Annotated in this window: 16 protein-coding genes; 7 read left to right on the top strand and 9 right to left on the bottom strand. The window is 62.6% G+C overall.

The window, feature by feature from the left end; translation table 11 throughout:
- Nucleotides 1-305: 305 nt before the first annotated feature.
- The 6 genes from ISP14_RS10365 to ISP14_RS10340 all read right to left on the bottom strand — a co-directional run bounded on the left by ISP14_RS10365 (nucleotide 306) and on the right by ISP14_RS10340 (nucleotide 6,234).
- Nucleotides 306-1,850 carry a diguanylate cyclase domain-containing protein gene (locus ISP14_RS10365; protein WP_404539120.1) on the bottom strand — a complete coding sequence of 515 codons (1,545 nt, stop codon included), beginning with the start codon at nucleotides 1,848-1,850 and terminating at the stop codon, nucleotides 306-308.
- 19 nt (nucleotides 1,851-1,869) lie between these two features.
- A complete protein-coding gene (locus tag ISP14_RS10360; protein WP_077485316.1) occupies nucleotides 1,870-3,357 on the bottom strand; it encodes an ATPase domain-containing protein in 1,488 nt (495 codons plus the stop codon).
- Between the two features lies 1 nt (nucleotide 3,358).
- Nucleotides 3,359-3,778 (bottom strand): hypothetical protein, encoded by a 420-nt coding sequence (locus ISP14_RS10355; protein ID WP_077485318.1) that lies wholly within the window; start codon nucleotides 3,776-3,778, stop codon nucleotides 3,359-3,361.
- A 428-nt stretch (nucleotides 3,779-4,206) separates the two neighbouring features.
- Complete coding sequence (locus ISP14_RS10350) at nucleotides 4,207-5,013, bottom strand: PRC-barrel domain-containing protein (RefSeq protein WP_404539116.1); 807 nt, start codon at nucleotides 5,011-5,013, stop codon at nucleotides 4,207-4,209.
- Between the two features lie 607 nt (nucleotides 5,014-5,620).
- Nucleotides 5,621-5,878 carry a TonB-dependent receptor gene (locus ISP14_RS10345; protein WP_404539113.1) on the bottom strand — a complete coding sequence of 86 codons (258 nt, stop codon included), beginning with the start codon at nucleotides 5,876-5,878 and terminating at the stop codon, nucleotides 5,621-5,623.
- A 77-nt stretch (nucleotides 5,879-5,955) separates the two neighbouring features.
- A complete protein-coding gene (locus ISP14_RS10340) occupies nucleotides 5,956-6,234 on the bottom strand; it encodes a hypothetical protein (protein ID WP_404539110.1) in 279 nt (92 codons plus the stop codon).
- 481 nt (nucleotides 6,235-6,715) lie between these two features.
- Here ISP14_RS10340 and ISP14_RS10335 point away from each other — a divergent pair, with 481 nt between their 5' ends.
- The 7 genes from ISP14_RS10335 (at nucleotide 6,716) to ISP14_RS10305 (ending at nucleotide 15,018) form a co-directional block, all read left to right on the top strand.
- Entirely contained in the window at nucleotides 6,716-9,103 is a 2,388-nt protein-coding gene (locus ISP14_RS10335; protein ID WP_404539107.1) for a nitric-oxide reductase large subunit, read from the top strand.
- 259 nt (nucleotides 9,104-9,362) lie between these two features.
- Entirely contained in the window at nucleotides 9,363-10,145 is a 783-nt protein-coding gene (locus ISP14_RS10330; RefSeq protein ID WP_404539187.1) for a succinate dehydrogenase iron-sulfur subunit, read from the top strand.
- A 6-nt stretch (nucleotides 10,146-10,151) separates the two neighbouring features.
- A complete protein-coding gene (gene sdhC, locus ISP14_RS10325) occupies nucleotides 10,152-10,541 on the top strand; it encodes a succinate dehydrogenase, cytochrome b556 subunit (protein ID WP_404539104.1) in 390 nt (129 codons plus the stop codon).
- Nucleotides 10,542-10,544: 3 nt separating this feature from the next.
- A complete protein-coding gene (gene sdhD / locus ISP14_RS10320; protein ID WP_404539101.1) occupies nucleotides 10,545-10,967 on the top strand; it encodes a succinate dehydrogenase, hydrophobic membrane anchor protein in 423 nt (140 codons plus the stop codon).
- 63 nt (nucleotides 10,968-11,030) lie between these two features.
- Complete coding sequence (gene acnA, locus ISP14_RS10315; RefSeq protein WP_404539099.1) at nucleotides 11,031-13,841, top strand: aconitate hydratase; 2,811 nt, start codon at nucleotides 11,031-11,033, stop codon at nucleotides 13,839-13,841.
- A 79-nt stretch (nucleotides 13,842-13,920) separates the two neighbouring features.
- Nucleotides 13,921-14,631: an FAD-dependent oxidoreductase gene (locus tag ISP14_RS10310; RefSeq protein WP_404539096.1), complete on the top strand. Its 711-nt coding sequence runs from the start codon at nucleotides 13,921-13,923 to the stop codon at nucleotides 14,629-14,631.
- An 84-nt stretch (nucleotides 14,632-14,715) separates the two neighbouring features.
- Nucleotides 14,716-15,018 carry a DUF3247 family protein gene (locus ISP14_RS10305; RefSeq protein ID WP_404539093.1) on the top strand — a complete coding sequence of 101 codons (303 nt, stop codon included), beginning with the start codon at nucleotides 14,716-14,718 and terminating at the stop codon, nucleotides 15,016-15,018.
- Between the two features lie 23 nt (nucleotides 15,019-15,041).
- On the opposite strand, the gene ISP14_RS10300 is transcribed toward ISP14_RS10305, so the two are convergent.
- The 3 genes from ISP14_RS10300 to tkt all read right to left on the bottom strand — a co-directional run bounded on the left by ISP14_RS10300 (nucleotide 15,042) and on the right by tkt (nucleotide 18,195).
- A complete protein-coding gene (locus tag ISP14_RS10300) occupies nucleotides 15,042-15,647 on the bottom strand; it encodes an SDR family NAD(P)-dependent oxidoreductase (protein WP_404539090.1) in 606 nt (201 codons plus the stop codon).
- Between the two features lie 216 nt (nucleotides 15,648-15,863).
- Nucleotides 15,864-16,082 carry a hypothetical protein gene (locus ISP14_RS10295; protein ID WP_404539089.1) on the bottom strand — a complete coding sequence of 73 codons (219 nt, stop codon included), beginning with the start codon at nucleotides 16,080-16,082 and terminating at the stop codon, nucleotides 15,864-15,866.
- A gap of 67 nt (nucleotides 16,083-16,149) precedes the next feature.
- Nucleotides 16,150-18,195 (bottom strand): transketolase, encoded by a 2,046-nt coding sequence (gene tkt, locus ISP14_RS10290; protein ID WP_404539086.1) that lies wholly within the window; start codon nucleotides 18,193-18,195, stop codon nucleotides 16,150-16,152.
- Nucleotides 18,196-18,401: the final 206 nt, after the last annotated feature.

Below are 18,401 nucleotides of genomic sequence, written 5' to 3'. Positions count from 1 at the left end.
GAAGCGTCGCGGCGCGGGCCAATGTGCGACGCGTTCTGTTGGAGTGGCCAGGGCTTGTTTCGTACATGGCTGCACTCTATGCAGTGCATCGTTCAGATCGCGTGTCAGCCGCGCCGACGTCTTGTCGGAGCGGTTGCGCTGCCGCTTCCACTGCAAGCCACCTCCCCGAAAAAGCGTTCGCTACGATGCTTCGGCCGCCTGCCAGCATAGAGTCGGAGTCGCTCTGCGCCAGCCCTGATAACTTGGCCTGGTCATCCTTCCGCTGGGCTACACAAGATTCTGCACACGCTCCAGGACGGTGCTTTTCAACAGCCTGATAGAGGCAGAGTTACCACGAAATCGCTACCGCGACCTCGACCAGCGCTGTGCGCAACCACGCTGCCTCCATGTGCCCGCACCAGATCACGCACCACCGAAAGGCCGACCCCGAGGCCGCCGCTGGAATGCGGCAATGCGCGGGCATCCTGCACAAACAGGTCGAATATCGTCGGCAGAGCCTCGGCAGAAATGCCGATACCGTTGTCGCGCACGGTGATCACGGCACAGGTATCCAGTAGCACCAGCTCAAGCGCGATCTCGCCCTTCTCCGGTGTGTACTTGCAGGCATTGTCCAACAGGTTGCTGAAGATCTGCGCCAGTCGCACTGGATCGCCGAGCATGTGGATCGGCTCGGATCGTACGCCCAAGCTGAAATGCTGCTGACGAAGCGCCATGCCTGGCCGGCATGACGCCGCCACCTGGTTGAGAACACTGCCCAGATCGACGTCGCTGCGTTCGATTCGCATCCTGCCGGTACTCAGGCGCGAGGCGTCGAGCAGGTCGTCGATCAATCGGGTCATGTAGGTGACCTGGTCATTGATGATCACCTGAAGTCGCTCGACCGGGATTTCGCCGGTGCTGTTGCGGTTGATCAGCAGACCGGCGGCGATGCGCAGCGGAGTCAGCGGATTGCGCAATTCATGCGCCACGATCGCCATGTGTTTCAACTGCTGGCGGTGTGCTTCGGTCGCATCCGCCGCGGATCCTTGTGCTTTCAATGCGGCCAGCACCAGTTGTGCGTTGACCTCGCGCAGATCCTGCGGCGATGCGCTTTGCTCCTGGAACCATGCTCCCAAACGGGGTTGGAAATCGCCTAACCCGGCGCGTTTGCGCCGGTACATGGCCGCATCGGCGTGATTGATGAGGGTAGCCGGGTCCTCGCCGTCATCCGGGTAGATGCTGATGCCCAGACTTGCCGAAAGCTTCAGTATCTCGCCCCCCACGCTGACAGGCGTGCTGAGCGCCATCAGCATATCGGCGGCGATCCGCTCTGCATCGGTGGGCGCCGCGATCGCCGGCAGCAGCACCAGAAACTCGTCGCCACCATAGCGACATACGGAATCCGATTCGCGCAGCACCGATTGCAACGAGCGCGCCACGATTTGCAGCACTTCGTCGCCAACCGCGTGCCCGAGGCGGTCATTGATGGGCTTGAAATGATCGAGATCGATAAACACCAGCGCCAGGCGCCGCCCGTCGCGTCGGGCCATGAGCAGGGCACGTTCCAGCCGATCCAGCATGAAGGCGCGGTTGAGCGTCCCGGTCACGACATCGCGCTGGAAGGCCGTGGTCAAGGTAGCCAGGTCGGCAACGGCCATGGCTGCGATATCGTCGGCATGCAATGCCGCCAGCACCAGTTCCTGGTTGGCTTCCTGCAATTGGATGGCGTGGCTCTCACTGAGAGAGTGGCGCGCATGAGAAAGTTTCCGCCGCAGTTCCACCAGTTCGTGGCGCAGCCGGGCCGCCTTCTTTTCAAGCAATGCCAGCGCGTGTTTCGTGGCAGCCTCGGTCGGTTTTGCCTGGTCGGTCATGGCAGTACTGGCGCGGCGCTCAACCATCGTCAGGGCCGCTTCGCTGCCGAGATCCAGGCTGGCTGCGCGTGGGGCTGCTACCCAGTAGGCCTTCGTAGTTGGTCAGCATCTGGTCGATCTTGATGCCGTCGTCGTCGATGTGGAACAAGCGCAATTCGGTCGAGTGCATGCTGGCGCGGACTTTGAGCACCGCCATCATGCGCTGCAATCGGCTCTCCACCTCGATGTAGCGCTGAACGACGATTGCGTCGGTCAGGAAAGCCGTGCCGTAGGGGCTGAAGCGCAGTTCGGTGTAGCGGTCCTCAAGCTCGGAGGTCATCAGCACGGTGACGCCGGTGCTGGCCAACGCGGACACCATTCGCGCCAGTGCTTCGCGGAAGTCCTCGCGGAAAGTGGGCGCCAACGAGAGTTCAAAGCCCGACAGCGAGTCGATCACCACGCGACTGGCCTTGAGCCGCCGCACTTCGGCGGTGAGCACCATGGCGACCTCATCCACCGACAGGCCCGGTGCGCTGGTGTCGACCACGCCGATACGGCCGCTTTCGATCAATTCGGCTACTTGCTGGCCGCGCGACTGCGTGGCGCGCTGCTCGAAGGCGGCAATCACGCCGGTTTCGCCCCGGCGGCCACCTTCGACCAGGAATGCCGCCGCCAGGATGCTTTTGCCCGACCCGGACGGCCCGGCCACCAGCAACGAATAGCCACGCGGCAGGCCGCCACCCATCATCGCGTCGAGTCCGGGCACGCCCATCGACAGTCGTTCAGTGAACGGCGGATTTGAAAGGTTCGCCGACACGTCGGCCACCGGTGGCGGCGCAAACACCTGCAGGCCCGCCATGCCGATGCGGAACGTATGCAAGCCCGGTAGCGTGGACTGACCGCGCATCTTCAGGATGTCGAGCTTGCGCACCATCGAATTGCGCTGAACGCTCTGGCGCAACCAGATCAGACCATCAGCCACGGTGAATATCGGACTGGGGTCGCTGTCGCTGAAGTACTCCCCGATGAGGAAGGTGGTCGCTTGCCAGCTGGTCATCAGCATGCCCAGTTGCTGCACGAACTGCTGCAGGCTGATGAATTCCGTGCCACCGCCCTGCCCGGCCAGGATCACCGAGCGGAACGAGTCGACAAACACCAGGGCAGGCCCGTGCGCTTCGACCTCGGCGACGATCCGCGCAAGTACCCGGGTCAGGTCACCGGTGGCGGTCTCTTCGGCAAGATTGACGAAGTGGATCGTGTGATTGACTTTGTCGTTGTCGAAAAAGTCGAACTGCTGCTGGTAGCGCAGCATCTTCAGTGGCGGCTCGCCCAGCACGGTGAAGTACAGCGCCGGACGTGCAGGCGTGGCCAGCGCAAACATCATCTGGTGTGCCAGCGTGGTCTTGCCGCAGCCGGGTGGCCCTGCGATGACATTGAACGAGAACTCCGGCAGGCCGCCGCCAAGCACCTCGTCCAGTCCGGGCACGCCGGTGCGCAGCCGGTTGATGGTGGCTTTGGCAGTGGTCATGTCATGTTTTCCTGCGCGGCATCACCGCTCGTGGGGTTTCCCATACGGGACGCAGCAGTCGTTCGGTGAGCGATGCGCCAATCAGTGTGATCAGTACTTTATGGAAGTTCTGCAGCAGCGCAGCATTCACCGCGATCGCTTCAATGCGGTCCTGTTGCGCCAGCACCGCACCTAATGCCGACAAGCCATCGAGGGGCAACGCGTTCTCGTTGATGGCCTGCAGGCATGGGTGCGCGGTACGCGTCAGATAAATACTGCGCTTGATCAGCGCGTCGACACCGGACTGGCCGATGATCGGCGCCAATGCGTCGCCCACGTCATCCCAGATTGAGACGGCTATCTCCGCAATCCGTACGGCATCGGCGCTCTCGGTTGCGAGATGCGCGAACATCGGCTGGATCCCTTGCGCTTCAGCTTGCATCGGTGATCCGTGAGTGTCCGCAGGTACGGGCTTGCGCAGTCTACATCGTCCTTGCTGACAACGATGGGTACCGACAAACGACGTGAAAATGGATTCTGACCTCGCTTGCGTACTCGCTCAGGGTCAAATGGCCAAGCGAACTGGGGAATCCATGCCGGTCGCAATCGATCCGCCACGTCTCCAATGTTCGTGCGCCATCTTGCCCACGAGTTTTCCTGCTCCCGATCTTCGCAGTGACTCAGGCAGTCCAGGGGGCGCACCCCGCTACCAACTATGCGGGCTGTTCAGGCGGAGGCGCTGATGCACCTCGCAACCCGTCACCCCCAGCCATGCCGCGTGGGGAGCAGAGACTGCTCTGCAAGCATCGTGGCAGCGCACGCCTGTCACGATCAGGCTGGCTGCGCAGCGCGCTGCAGCCTGTCGCGGAGCTATCGCTTGGATATCATGAACTCGGGTTCCTCGTGCTCCGCCCAATAGCCGTTGCGGCCATAGTGATTGTAGATGTCCATCTCCAGCATGCGGTCCAGCTCTGCAGTCGAGTCGTACGGTGGCGCACCTTTCACCGCCTGACGGCGGAGATTGATGGCGACCGTGTTCTCCGCCCAGCTCACGTGCCGGATCCATTCGGGCGCGATCAGAACCAGGTGCCCGCTCCACCAGTGGCTCGTCTCCACCACGATGTACCGAATGGCCCACGTGTCTTCTTCGACGAGCAGGCCTTGCACGTGGCCGATGTCGCCGTCGGTCGCCTCGATGCGATAACCCAGTATCTCCTGGCAACTGCGCAGGTGCGGATCGTCATGGTCCAGTCCGGATCCGAATTTCGTTCTGTCGTGCGGTTCGCGACGAGCGGTACCCGTTCGGTCGTGGAACATCGTCATCATCGAGGGCGGCGAGACACCCATGCCCCATAGCCCGCTGCCACCCCAATAATACGGGTAGCCGAAATAACCGAGATAGTCCATTTCATGCTGCCGCGAAACGGGCTTGTCGGTATCGATGTCCGGGCTGTTGCGCACCTGTTCCTTGGTGATCGATACCGGCAGCACTTTCCCGGCCCAGTCGGGGCGATCGACCGCGATGGGCGAGATCAGCACCTTCCGGTTCGAGAGCCAGTTGCCGGTGTCCACCACCAGGTAGCGGATCACCCATGCCTGATCGTCGAAATAGAAATCCTTGACATGGCCAAGGTCGCCGTCCGTTGCACGGATGGCATAGCTTTCCAGATCGTTCATGCTGCGTAACATACGTTTCTCCTGATGTGGTCAAGAACCGACACGCATCAGAACCTTCAAGAATGAGGAGCGTCTGGCGGTGGCGATGTTCCGGTGGGAAAATCTTCCCGGCTTGGCACCTTGCTTGGCAGACCACGGAAATCCGGATCGAGTCACGATTCCTGCCGGGACGATGGCCTGTCCTTCCAAGCTTTGTCCGAGAGTGACCTGCAATCCCTGCCCAGTCGGTGCGACAGCGCACGTAGGGTCGCGATGAAAGCCTTATTCGCTCTCCCGCCATTTCTCCGGATGCTTCGACGAAGTAAAGGCACGCCTCTCCCCGGATTCGGCACAATGCGTTTCGGGTCAGCAACGCCTCGGCGCGCTTGCAGGGTCAGCGTCTGCCGAGGCAACGGGTGAGCTCTCCCGGGGCATGGTCGGGGGCCCTTTTATCCACCAAGAATCGCGACATGTGCTCGACTTGGAGATGCGCTGGATCAAGAGGGTGAATCAGCGGTGCTCCGGCTTGAAGATGCATATCGGCGCGGATGAGCACAGGGGCCGATCTACGACTTGCCACGACGGCCGCCAACGAAGCAGACGTGGCTCGGACGGGCAGGCTGCAACCCTAATTCGTTTGCACCCAGGTCACCTCGATGGCGTCTTTCACCATGTCGTCGACCTCCCCCACCGGGATGCCGAGCAGTTCATTGATGCGGCCGTGGCGCATGCCGAAGAAGATGCCCCTGAGCCGGTAGGTGGCGGTCCAGGTGATGCGGTCGGCGTTGGCTTGCTCGTAGTCGCCATTATAGGTGTAGCCATTGGCGGTCTTGCCTGAGACGGCGGTCATGATGGATGCCTTTGAGACGATGTCGCGCTCCAGCATGCTCCTTTGCTGACGAGCGCGCTGCAGAACCTGCGCGTGGCACGCGGATGCCCCGCGCACGGGACGGTTCCGCACGATCAGCGCTTGCCGGGTTCGCTCGCGGATGGCCCGGCTTGGGCTTCGTCCATGCGATGGGCTTCGCTGGCCTGACGATCGATTTCACCTTGTTCGGCGGGGTTCGGTTTGGGCGAATGGGGCGCAAGCTTGCACAGCGGCAGTGCCCGCGGTGATACCGCCGACACGTGACGCAGCGACCAGTGTCGATGCTGCTCGACGTCATCCGCCGCGGGGTATGGCGCAAAGCTTATTTTGTGCGGAAAGAAGCACAGCGCATTGGTTTCGTTGAGGGCGTACATGGCGGTTGCCCTTGGGCGGACTTGCTTCCTGCATGTCATGAGCGGGTGGGCCCACGGCTTCGGGCCAACCGCGGAAAATTCGTTGGCGTCGGAAAGCGAACCGCCGTCCGGACGGTTCGGAGCAGTCCCGGAAGTGCCCTAGTTTGCAATCACCATGCGCTTGCTGGCGTTACGCGGCCGTAACGCGTTATTGGCTGTCATCGGTGGTTGTCGACGTGATATTTGTCGGCACCGGCATGCACGCGTGCGGTTACAGCCGACTAACAGCGGGCAATGCATGGTGTTCGCACAGGCAGTGATCGAGTTGTCGTCCGACACGTTCGTGTTATCGAGGTAGATCTCACGTCACCTTGGCATCACATCAAAGGGTTCAGCTTCAGAGCGAGTCACGCCTACGTTCGGCGGCTGGGGCTTGTCCCTGCGGTGTCATGGGTTTGGGTTGCCGTTCTTCCGCCGTCTGACGAACTGGCACGCCAAACCGATGATCAACGACCAGTTGTCAGACTGGCCACGCACAGTCATCTGCCGTTCCGTGGAGAGAAGGTCAATGACTGACGCCGCACATCCCTTGGCACATGAAGACAGCGCGCTGTCGCCCTGGTGGGGTCGGTCGATCCTGATCGTGATGGCATTCGGCTTCGTCATGCTGGTGGCGATGACCGTCATGGGCTATCGCAACGCCCCGCCCATTCCCCGCAAGATTGTCGATGCCCAAGGCCAGATGTTGTTCACCGGCGCCGATATCAGTGCCGGGCAAGGCGTATTCCTGAAATACGGTTTGATGGACAACGGCTCGATCTGGGGTCACGGCGCCTATATCGGCCCTGACTTCTCTGCCGAAGCCCTGCACCACATGGGCATGGATGCCGCCGACGCGCTGGCACAAGAGCAGTACGGCAAGCCGCTGACCGAGCTCGCGGCCGGACCGCAGGCCGCGGTCCACGCCCAAGTCGGCGTGCTTCTGAAAACCAATCGCTACGACGCCGTCACCGACACGCTGCGACTCACGCCGGCGGAAACGCAGGCCTGGAATGAGCAGATCGTGCATTGGACCGATTACTTCCAACATTCCGCCACCGATGGTGGCCTCAAGCCCGACTTGATCAGCGATTCCTCCGAGTTGCGCCAGTTCACCGCGTTCGTCACCTGGGCTGCGTGGGCTTCCGTCGCCGATCGGCCCGGCTATGACTATTCGTACACCAACAATTTTCCGTATGAGCCGCTCGTCGGCAACACGCCGATCGCCGGCGCGTACCTCTGGAGCGCGATGAGCCTGCTGGTGCTGCTGGCCGGTATCGCGGCAGTATTGCTGGTTTTCGGAAAGTTCGAGTATCTGGGCTGGATTTCGCGCGGCCACAGCTTGTCACCGAGCATCTTGCCGGGTCACTCCAGCGCTGGCCAGCGCGCGCTGGTGAAGTACTTCGTGGTGGTGGCCTTGCTGTTCCTGTTTCAAACTCTGGTGGGCGCAGCGCTGGGCCATTACCGTGCCGACCCCAAGGGCTTCTACGGCTTCCCGCTTGAAGACGTTTTCCCGAGCAACCTGATGCGCACCTGGCATCTGCAAAGCGCGATCTTCTGGATCGCCACCGCGTATGTCGCCGCCGCACTGTTCCTCGGACGGACACTGCGCAAGGTGGACGACGAACCCCATGGATTGGCCACCTGGATCCATCTGCTATTTGGCGCCTTTGTCGTGGTGATCGGACTGAGTCTGCTCGGTGAATGGGCCGGCATGTCCAACCTGCTCGGCAAGTGGTGGTACTGGTTCGGCGACCAGGGTTGGGAATATCTGGAAATCGGCCGCTTCTGGCAGTACTTGCTGGTGCTAGGCCTGATGGTGTGGTTTGTGCTGCTCTATTGGGTAGCGCAGCCGAGCCAGGTTGCCAGAGCCAACGCGCGCCCGCTCGCAAGGATGTTCCTTTGGGCGGCGCTGGCGATCCCGGTGTTCTATATCCCGGCGCTGTTCTACGGCGCGTCCACCAACCTCACCGTGGTTGAGACCTGGCGGTTCTGGATCATCCATCTGTGGGTGGAGGGCTTCTTTGAGTTCTTTGCCACCACGGTGGTTGCGCTGGTGCTTTACCAACTGGGACTGGCGCAGCGCAACGTGGCGCTACGTGTGATCTATCTTGATGCGATCCTGTACTTTCTCGGCGGCCTGATCGGCACTGGCCACCACTGGTACTTCGAAGGCCACAACACGTTCAACATGGCGATGTCGTCAATGTTCTCGGTACTCGAAGTGGTACCGCTGACCTTGCTGACACTCGATGCGTGGGACTTCGTCAAGACCACCAAGGGCATGGTCGACGTGGATGGCAAACCGACCCGCGTGCCGCACAAGTGGACCTTCTATTTCCTGATGGCGGTGGGTTTCTGGAACTTCGTCGGTGCCGGCATGTTCGGGTTCCTGATCAACCTGCCGATCGTCAGCTACTACGAAACCGGCACCATGTTGACCCCCAACCATGCGCACGCAGCCTTGATGGGCGTGTTCGGCATGCTGGCGATCGCGCTGATGGTGTTCGTACTGCGCCAAACCGCCACCGAAGAGGACTGGCTGCATATCGAGAAGTACGTCAAGGTTACGTTCTGGGGTACGAATATCGGGCTGGCGATGATGATCGTGTTCAGCCTGTTCCCGAACGGTGTCCTGCAGTTGCTGGACGTGATCGAGCACGGCTACTGGCACGCCCGCCGCTTCCAATACCTGGATATGGAACGCACCCGAATCCTGGAATGGATGCGCATGCCGGGCGACCTGGTATTCATCATCTTCGGCTCGGTTCCGCTAGCGATTGCAGCGATTAAGGCCTGGCGGGGAGTGCGCGCGGTGGATCGAATCGCGCGGGGAGTGGTGAGCACGTAGCCAAATATTGCTGGCGTGAGGGTATCGGTGAAGGTCATGCAGGTCTGCGGTGCATCCACGTTGCCGGCCTTGAACTGCATCATCTCGATGGCCTCGAAGATGGTGGTGCGATTGGTAGCAAATGTTGATGTCGACAGCAGGTCTGGGCGGACAACGATGGCCCCGGTTCTGCCGATCCGGCAAATCGCGAGAGGATGGTGCCGTGCTGATCAGGAGCTCCAAACAGGTGTCACATTGGCACACTCCCAAACGGTTCCCGGTGCCGATCAATTCCGACGCATCCGCGACGTCGCGGACCGAGGAAGGCAAGACCTGGCCGAAGCCGGCTAACCTGACGCGACCCCACCATTTGCGCATCTATCGTTACGATCCGGATTCCGACCACGGTCCCCGCATCGACACCTACACCATCAATCGCGACAAATGCGGGCCGATGCTTCTAGATGCGCTGATCAAGATCAAGAACGAGGTCGACCCCACGCTCACGTTCCGCCGCTCCTGCCGGGAAGGCATTTGCGGTTCCTGCGCGATGAATATCGATGGCACCAATTGGCTCGCCTGCATCCGCCCACTGGACGAAGTCAGCGATCCGGTGACGGTGTATCCGCTCAACAATATGGATGTGGTCAAGGACCTGGTCGGTGATCAGAGCCACGCATTGGCCCAGTACACTTCCATCAAGCCCTGGTTGCGAAGCAGCACGCCGCCGCCGACGCACGAGCGTCTGCAATCGCCGGAGGAGCGCAAGAAGCTCGATGGCGATTACGAGTGCATCCTTTGCTTCTGCTGCACTTCCGGCTGCCCCAGTCACTGGTGGAACGGCGATCGCTTTCTGGGCCCGGCCGTGTTGTTGCAGGCGCATCGCTGGCTGGTGGACAGCCGCGACGACGTAACCGAAGAGCGTCTGGACGATCTCGAGGATCCGTTCAAACTGTATCGCTGCCACACCATCCTCAACTGCACGCGCACCTGCCCCAAAGGCCTGAATCCCGGCAAGAAAATTGCCGAGATCAAGCTGATGATGCAGCAGCGTCGCGGGTGACCGGCCATGCCTGAGCGTCCCCGCCCGCGCTCGCCGGATGTGCAGATCTACCGGCCGCAACTGACCTCGGTCCTTTCGATCACCCACCGCGCCAGCGGCGTCTGGCTAGCGTTGGGTGCCATTGCGCTCGTGGCCTGGCTGATCATCGTGGTCGCAGGTGGCCGCGCGTACGCAGTGCTGGAAAGCTTTCTTGGCTCCTGGATCGAGTCTGTGCTGCTGTTCAGCTGGACGCTCGCGCTGTACTACCACCTGTGTAACGGCATCCGCCACGTCGCCTGGGACCTGGATTATGGATTCGAGTTGCGCAGCATCTATCTGAGCGGCTGGTGTGTAGTGGCGGTCAGTGTGCTGCTGACCGGGCTCACCTGGGCGATTACCCTGAACATGAGGGCTTAGCGCATGTCGGAATGGAAACGCGGTGATCCACTGCAGCGCAATCAACCGGGCGGTCGCGCCACGGCGCTGCATCGATCCATCGGACTGGGCTCGGCCAAGGCTGGCGCCTCGCACTGGTGGCTGCAACGGGCCACGGCGGTTGCACTGATTCCGCTGCTGATGTGGTTTCTGGCGGCGCTGGTCAGCCACGCCCGCGCTGGTCACGCCGAACTCGTCGCCTGGCTCGCGCGGCCAGTGACGGCGGTGCTGATGATCCTGCTGCTGGTGGCGATGTTCCAGCACCTGCGCCTGGGTCTGCAGGTCGTCGCCGAGGACTACGTGCATGCCGATCGCATCAGGTTCGCCGTAACGGCGGCCATTCACGGCATCAGTTATGCGCTGATGACGGCCGGCATCTTCGCCGTGCTGCTGATTGCCCTGCGCTGATCCCGATCGCGGACGCGCTGGAAGTCGGAACGGCACTCTACTCACGATTCACCGGACCGGCTCATGACCAACGACAGTTTCCGCACCCGCGACCGACTTTCGGTCGACAACATCAACTATGTCATCCATCGGCTGGACCGTATCAAGGGCACGCAACGGCTGCCGTACAGCCTGAAGGTGCTGCTGGAAAACCTGTTGCGCAACGAGGATGGCCGCCTGGTCACGGCCAGGCAGATCGAGGCACTCGTCGGCTGGCAGCCCGCCGCCAAGCCAACGCAGGAGATCCAGTACACGCCGGCGCGCGTGCTGATGCAGGATTTCACCGGCGTGCCCTGTGTAGTGGACCTGGTGGCCATGCGCGATGCGATAATCGCGCTGGGCGGCGACCCGCAACGCATCAATCCACTGGTGCCCAGCGAGTTGATCATCGATCACTCCGTCATCGCCGACGTGTTCGGCAGTGCCAACGCATTCGCCACCAACGCCGAGCTGGAGTTCGAGCGCAACATCGAGCGCTACCAGCTGCTGCGCTGGGCACAGCAGGCATTCAACAACTTCAAGGTGGTGCCGCCGGACACCGGCATCTGCCATCAGGTCAATCTGGAATACCTGTCGCGCGTCGTATTCACCCGCGAAGGGCCGGATGGGACGATGGCCTATCCGGATACGCTGGTTGGCACCGACTCGCACACGCCCATGGTCAATGGACTGGGCGTGCTCGGCTGGGGTGTCGGCGGTATCGAAGCCGAGGCGGCGATGCTGGGCCAGCCGATGAGCATGCTGATTCCGCAGGTGGTCGGGCTCAAGCTGACTGGCGAATTCCCACCCGGAACGACTGCCACTGATCTGGTACTCACCGTGGCCGAGCTGCTGCGCAAGACCGGCGTGGTCGGCAAGTTCGTCGATTTCTACGGCCCGGGCGTGGCGCGTATTCCGCTGGCCAACCGCGCCACACTGGGCAACATGAGTCCGGAATATGGCGCGACCTGCGCGATTTTTCCGATCGACGAGGAGACGCTTTCCTATTTGCGCCTGACCGGTCGCCCCGAGCACCAGGTGCGCCTGGTCGAGGCCTATGCCAAGACGCAAGGCATGTGGCACGACCCTGACAACGAGCCGGAGTTCTCGCAGATCTTGGAGCTGGATCTGGGATCGCTGGAACCCTCCATCGCCGGTCCCAAGCGTCCACAGGATCGTATTCCGGTGCGCATCGCCCCGAGCGCCGTCGGCGCATTGCTGGGCGGACAGCCCTATGAGAAGGCGATCCTGGGGTGCCTGGACGAAGGCATTGACGAAACGTTCCCTGCCAGCGACCCGGTTTCCATTACCGGTGACTGCAACACCGAACCTCCGCGGGTCCCGGGCCGCTGCGACATGGTCCACGACTGGCCGCATGCGCCGGTGGACATCACGCTGGCTGACGGCACCCTTGCCAAGGTCGACAACGGCCACGTCGTCATCGCCGCCATCACCTCGTGCACCAACACCTCCAACCCGCTGGTCATGGTCGGTGCCGGCCTGCTGGCCAAACACGCAGTGGGAAAAGGCCTGACACGCAAGCCGTGGGTCAAGACGTCGCTGGCACCGGGCTCGCGCGTGGTGGCCGATTACTACGACCGGGCGGGGCTCACGCCGTACCTGGACAAGCTCGGCTTCAACCTGGTCGGCTACGGCTGCACCACCTGCATCGGCAACTCCGGTCCGCTGATTCCGGAAGTGGCCAGGGCCGTGGACGAACACCAGCTCAACGTCAGCGCCGTGCTCTCGGGCAATCGCAACTTCGAGGGCCGCATTCACCCGCAGACCCAGATGAACTTCCTGGCCTCACCGATGCTGGTGGTCGCCTATGCACTGGTCGGCACCATGCACGCAAACCTGTTGAAGGAGCCGCTGGGCACAGGCAGCGACGGCAAGCCGGTGTACCTGCGCGACATCTGGCCATCGGTCGACGAGATCAAGGAAGTCATCGATGCCTGCGTACAGGCGGAGATGTTCACCAAGGGCTACGCCGACGTGTTTGCCGGCGATGACAACTGGCGCGACCTGCGGGTGCCGGAAGGCGACGCATTTGAATGGAGCAGTGATTCCACCTACGTGCGCCAGCCGCCGTATTTCGAGGGCGTCGGCCGCGAAACCCAGCCACTGGCGGACATCAAGGGCGCGCGCGTGCTGGCCAAACTGGGCGATTCGGTCACCACCGACCACATCAGCCCGGCCGGTGCGATCAAGGTCGACTCGCCCGCCGGCAAGTACCTCACCAACCACGGCGTCGAGCGCAAGGACTTCAACTCCTACGGTTCGCGCCGCGGCAACCATGAGGTGATGATCCGCGGCACCTTCGCCAACATCCGTCTGCGCAACCAGTTGGCACCGGACACCGAGGGCGGTTTCACCCGCGATTTCACGCAACGCAATGCACCGCTGAGCAGCATCTACGACGCGTCGGTCAACTACATCAAGGCGGGCACGCCACTGGTCATCCTGACCGGCAAGGAATACGGCTCCGGCTCGTCGCGCGACTGGGCCGCCAAGGGCACCGCGTTGCTGGGCGTGCGCGCGGTGATTGCCGAGTCCTACGAGCGCATCCACCGCTCCAACCTGATCGGCATGGGCGTGCTGCCGTTGCAGTACAAAACCGGCGACAGCGCAGACTCGCTGGGTCTGACCGGTGAGGAAAGCTTCGACATCAATGGTCTTGCCGGCAAGGGCGTACCTCCACACGAAGTGCACGTGCGTGCCACGGACGGGCAAGGAAAGATAACGGAGTTCGATGCCATCGTGCGCATCGATACGCCGGTCGAGGCCGATTACTACTGCCATGGCGGCATCCTGCCGTACATGCTGCGCCAGCTGCTCGGCGACGCGCAGAAGTGAGCACCCGGTATCGTCGTGCTGCGTTTTGCGCTGGCAACAAAGAGGGTTACGCAATGATCGGAAAATGGAGAATGACGACATGCAGATCAACGTCAAATTGATTCGGAAAGAAACGATTGCCAGCGGCACCATGGCTTTTCATTTTTCCAAGCCAAGAGGCTTTGAGTTTCGCGCCGGGCAATTTGCCGATTACACGCTGATCGACCCGCCGGAGACCGACACCGAAGGCAACACCCGCGGGCTTTCACTTGTGCAGGCGCCTTTCGAGGAGGACCTGGTTGCGGCGACGCGGAAGCGCGACACCGCCTTCAAGCGCGTGCAGAAGGATTTGCCGATCGGCAGCGAGATCAAACTCGACGCGCCTTACGGTGATTTCTCGTTGCACAAGACCCAATCCACCCGGGCGGTTTTCATCACCGGTGGCATCGGCGTCACCCCGGTGCGCAGCATGATCGCCCAGGCCACCCACGACAAAACCGCGCACGAGATCACCTTGCTGCACGTCAGCAGGACTCCGGCCGACTTGCCGCTGAAAGGGGTCTTCGAGCAACTGGCCAGGGACAACTCGAACTTCACCTATGTCATGACCTTCGAGTCGGCTCTCGACGGCTGGAAGGATGAGCACGGACGCGTCGATGCCGCGATGGTGAAGAGGCATGTGCCGGACCTGCACAAACCCATTTTCTACTTGTCCAGTCCGGACGGCATGGTCAAGGCCATGCGTGCTTTGCTGGTCGGCCTTGAGATCAACGAGGACAATATCCGCACCGAGGAATTTTCCGGTTACTGAGGAAAAATCGCATCCCGCCTTTTGATACGGGAAGCGAGCACACTCATCTTGATGCGATGAACCTTTCAGACGAAGAGTCGAATCATGAGCAGGCAAGCACCGCGGATATGCACCACTCACACCGACGTTCAGCGGCTGGAAACGTTGATCGCGCAGCTCCCCGCGCACGGTCGTGTTGTGGTGTCGCTGCGTGATGGACGCACGTACACCGGCATCGTCAAGGTGCGGGCCAGCGCACAAGTGTTTCGCGATCCGCAAGGAGTAGAAGGAATCAACGCCGAGATCACCCTGGAGTGTCCGGATGCGCCGTATGGCGCCTGGAACCTGTGGCTGGACCAGATCGAGCACGCCGAGCACCTTGATTCCGGACTTGCCGACGAAAACTGACGGCAATGGCTGATTTGGCCTCGCTACCAGTCCTCGCCAAACGGGCGCGCCTCGATCTCGAACGCCCAAGCTGATGAGGGTTGCTGGCTCAGCCAGTACACCGTGGCGGCGACGTCGGCAGGCTTGACGTAGAAGCTGTCGGGTTTGTCCGCCATCGCGCGGCGTGTCCGTTCGAGATCGACCATGCCGTCGATGATCACCATGGCCACATGGATCCCGGCCTGCCACAGACTGCGCGCCATGGATTCGGCGAGGCAGCGCTGGGCCGCCTTGGCCGGTGCGAAAGCGGCAGTGCGGGCGACGCCTCGACGCGATGCGGTGGCGCCAATCAGGATGATGCTGCCCTTGGCGTTGCCCTTCATTGCCGGAACGACTTGCTTGGCGACCGATAACGTACCAAGCGCGTTGTCTCGCCATGTGGATTCGAAATCGGCAGCGGTGATGGTCTCAACGTCGCCCCAGACACTCGACTCGGCGTTGTACACCAGTGCTTCCACTTCGCCGAGCTCCGCGCGGATGCCATCGAACGTCGCGGCAACCGCCGCTTCGCTTGTCAGGTCACAGGCACAGGTTCTCGCGCCGTCGAGGTTTCGCGCCAGGCTCTCGGTAAACCTCGTGGTGCGCGCCAATAACGCAACGGCGTAGACCTAGCGGCAAAGCGACTGGCGATTGCGGCGCCGTTTCCGGGGCCAACGCCGACCACGGCGCAAACGGGTTTGTGCATACTGCATCTCCAGTCTCTGGATGACGATGTGCCTTCAACCTGGACGCAATGGCATCAATCTTGAGAACGCCGCTGCAAGGGCGCTTTCAACTTCTGAGAGCCCTGCGTCAATGTCAGCACTCTACTTGGCTACGGTCAGTGCTTTCCCGGAGTGGTGGACGATGGCCGGCTCACCGGGATGATGGTCGTGCTGTGCCACCGAATACATCGTATTGTCGGTGTTGGTCCCCATTTCGTGAACACCCTTGACGGTACCGTGGCCTATGGCGCTGCGGTAGTGCCACGTGACCTTGGTTCCGACTGGAATCGTTTCGAACGCAGCTTTCTTGCTTGTGGCCATGCTGTTGCTCCTGCTGGTGTGGTTTGAAAGGGGAAGACATGCTCGAGAATCCGGATGATTGACGCCTTCAGCCGAGCAACACCTTCGCTCGGGCACAGACGTTGTCGACGGTGAACCCGTATTCGCGCAGCAGAACGTCGGCCGGTGCGGAGGCGCCGAAGCGTTCCACGCCGAGCATGTCGCCGTGCGCGCCGATGTAGCGTTCCCAGCCTTGCCGCACACCCAGCTCCACTGCCAGCCGCGCGCCGACGGATGGCGGCAGCACCGCGTCGCGCGCGGCCTGCGGCAGCGCCTCGAACAGCTCCCAGCTCGGCATCGACACGCAGCGCACGGCGATGCCCTGCGCCTGCAGGCGTTCTGACGCGGCCACGATCAGGCTCACCTCGGAACCGCTGGCGATCAGGATCAGGTTCGGCTTGCCGTCGGGCGCATCGCTTAGCACGTAGGCACCGTGGCGCAGGCCGTCCGCCGCCGCGCAGCGTGTGCGGTCGAGCGTGGGCAGCGCCTGCCGCGTCAGCACCAGCACCACCGGGTGATCGCGCGTTTCCACCGCCACCTTCCAGGCCACGGCGGTTTCATTGGCGTCGCAGGGCCGGATCACGATGAGCTTGGGAATCGCGCGCAGGTTCGCCAGCTGTTCCACCGGCTGGTGCGTGGGGCCGTCCTCGCCCAGCGCGATGCTGTCGTGGGTGAACACATTGACGACGTGCAGGCCCATCAATGCGGCCAGGCGCATCGGCGGGCGCATGTAGTCGGAGAAGATCAGGAAGGTCGCGGTGAACGGGATGAAGCCGCCGTGTGCGGCCAGGCCGTTGGCGATGGCGCCCATCGCGTGCTCGCGTACGCCGAAATGCAGATTGCGCCCGGCACGGCTCCAGCCACCGCCGCTGGAGCCTTGCTGATCTTCGCCTTGCGATGGCGGTGGGTTGAAATCGCCCTGCCCCTTCAACGCGGTCTTGGTGGATGGATCGAGATCGGCTGAGCCACCGCACAGCGCGGGCAGCGACGGTGCGATGGCATTCATCACCTTGCCCGAGGCATCGCGCGTGGCCAACCCCTTGGCGTCAGCGGGAAACACCGGCATGTCAATGTCCCAGCCCGGCGGCAACTCACCGCGCAGGCGGCCCTGCAGCTCGCGCGCCAGTTCGGGGAAGGCCTTGGCATAGGCGGCCATGCGCTCGTCCCAGGCCGCTTCGTCCTGCGCACCGCGCTGCAACGCCTCGCGGAAATGGGCGAGTGCCGCATCGGGAATCAGGAAAGCCGGCTCGGGGGGCCAGCCAAGCTTCTGCTTGGTCGCGCGCACGTCGTCCACGCCAAGCGGCGAGCCATGTGCCTTGAAGCTGTCCTGCTCGGGCGAGCCGTAACCGAGATGCGTGCGCACCAGGACCAGCGAAGGCCGTGCTGTTTCCGCGCGAGCGGCCTTCAGGGCGGCGTCGATCGCGGCGAGGTCGTTGCCGTCCCTCACCATTACCGTGTGCCAGCCATAGGCTTCGAAGCGCCCGGCGCGGTCCTCGGAGAAGGTGATGTCGGTGCCGGCGGACAGGGTCACGTAGTTGTCGTCGTACAGGCAGGTGAGCTTGCCCAGTTGCAGGTGCCCGGCCAGCGAGGCGGCTTCGGAGGCCACGCCTTCCATCAGGTCGCCGTCGCTGACGAGAGCGTAGGTGTGGTGGTCGATCACCGCATGGCCGGGCCGGTTGTAGCGCGCCGCCAGTTGCGCCTCGCCCATCGCCATGCCGACCGCGTTGGCCATGCCCTGCCCCAGTGGCCCGGTGGTGGTTTCCACGCCCGGCGTGTGGCCGCGCTCGGGATGCCCGGGCGCCTTGCTGCCCCATTGGCGGAACTGCTTGATGTCGTCCAGCGAAAGCGCGTAGCCGGTCAGGTGCAGCAGGCTGTACAGCAGCGCCGAGCCGTGGCCGGCCGAAAGTACGAAGCGGTCGCGGTCGACCCAGCCCGGGTTGTGCGGGTTGCATTTCAGCCAGCGCGTCCACAGCGCATAGGCCATCGGCGCCGCGCCCAGCGGCAGGCCGGGATGACCGCTGTCGGCCTTCTGCACCATGTCCACCGCCAGGAAGCGGATGGTGTTGACGCATTGCTGGTCGAGTTCGGCGGACATGGCTTGCTTCCTGGTGGCGGGATTTGTCGCGGCATTGCGGGCAGCGTGTCGCGCTTCCTTGAGGGCGCCCGATGAAGATGTATCCGTGGTGTCAGCACCCGACGTTGCGAGGCGGACGCGCAGACACAGCCACAGGCCAAGCCCGCCACCGCGCATTCCCGTGCAAGGCGGTTCCGAACCCGGCGCCCCAAACTTCACCGCGCACA

The organism is Dyella agri (assembly GCF_044904705.1).
Taxonomy (GTDB): domain Bacteria; phylum Pseudomonadota; class Gammaproteobacteria; order Xanthomonadales; family Rhodanobacteraceae; genus Rhodanobacter_A; species Rhodanobacter_A agri.
This window is presented reverse-complemented; position numbering and strand designations above follow the sequence as displayed.

Coding starts and splice junctions, on each gene's coding strand:
- ISP14_RS10345 (WP_404539113.1), bottom strand. CDS start 5,878: ATGCTGGAGCGCGACATCGTCTCAAAGGCATCCATCATGACCGCCGTC.
- sdhD (WP_404539101.1), top strand. CDS start 10,545: ATGTCGGAATGGAAACGCGGTGATCCACTGCAGCGCAATCAACCGGGC.
- ISP14_RS10350 (WP_404539116.1), bottom strand. CDS start 5,013: ATGAACGATCTGGAAAGCTATGCCATCCGTGCAACGGACGGCGACCTT.
- ISP14_RS10295 (WP_404539089.1), bottom strand. CDS start 16,082: ATGGCCACAAGCAAGAAAGCTGCGTTCGAAACGATTCCAGTCGGAACC.
- ISP14_RS10360 (WP_077485316.1), bottom strand. CDS start 3,357: ATGACCACTGCCAAAGCCACCATCAACCGGCTGCGCACCGGCGTGCCC.
- acnA (WP_404539099.1), top strand. CDS start 11,031: ATGACCAACGACAGTTTCCGCACCCGCGACCGACTTTCGGTCGACAAC.
- ISP14_RS10365 (WP_404539120.1), bottom strand. CDS start 1,850: ATGACCGACCAGGCAAAACCGACCGAGGCTGCCACGAAACACGCGCTG.
- ISP14_RS10340 (WP_404539110.1), bottom strand. CDS start 6,234: ATGTACGCCCTCAACGAAACCAATGCGCTGTGCTTCTTTCCGCACAAA.
- tkt (WP_404539086.1), bottom strand. CDS start 18,195: ATGTCCGCCGAACTCGACCAGCAATGCGTCAACACCATCCGCTTCCTG.
- sdhC (WP_404539104.1), top strand. CDS start 10,152: ATGCCTGAGCGTCCCCGCCCGCGCTCGCCGGATGTGCAGATCTACCGG.
- ISP14_RS10335 (WP_404539107.1), top strand. CDS start 6,716: ATGATCAACGACCAGTTGTCAGACTGGCCACGCACAGTCATCTGCCGT.
- ISP14_RS10310 (WP_404539096.1), top strand. CDS start 13,921: ATGCAGATCAACGTCAAATTGATTCGGAAAGAAACGATTGCCAGCGGC.
- ISP14_RS10355 (WP_077485318.1), bottom strand. CDS start 3,778: ATGCAAGCTGAAGCGCAAGGGATCCAGCCGATGTTCGCGCATCTCGCA.
- ISP14_RS10305 (WP_404539093.1), top strand. CDS start 14,716: ATGAGCAGGCAAGCACCGCGGATATGCACCACTCACACCGACGTTCAG.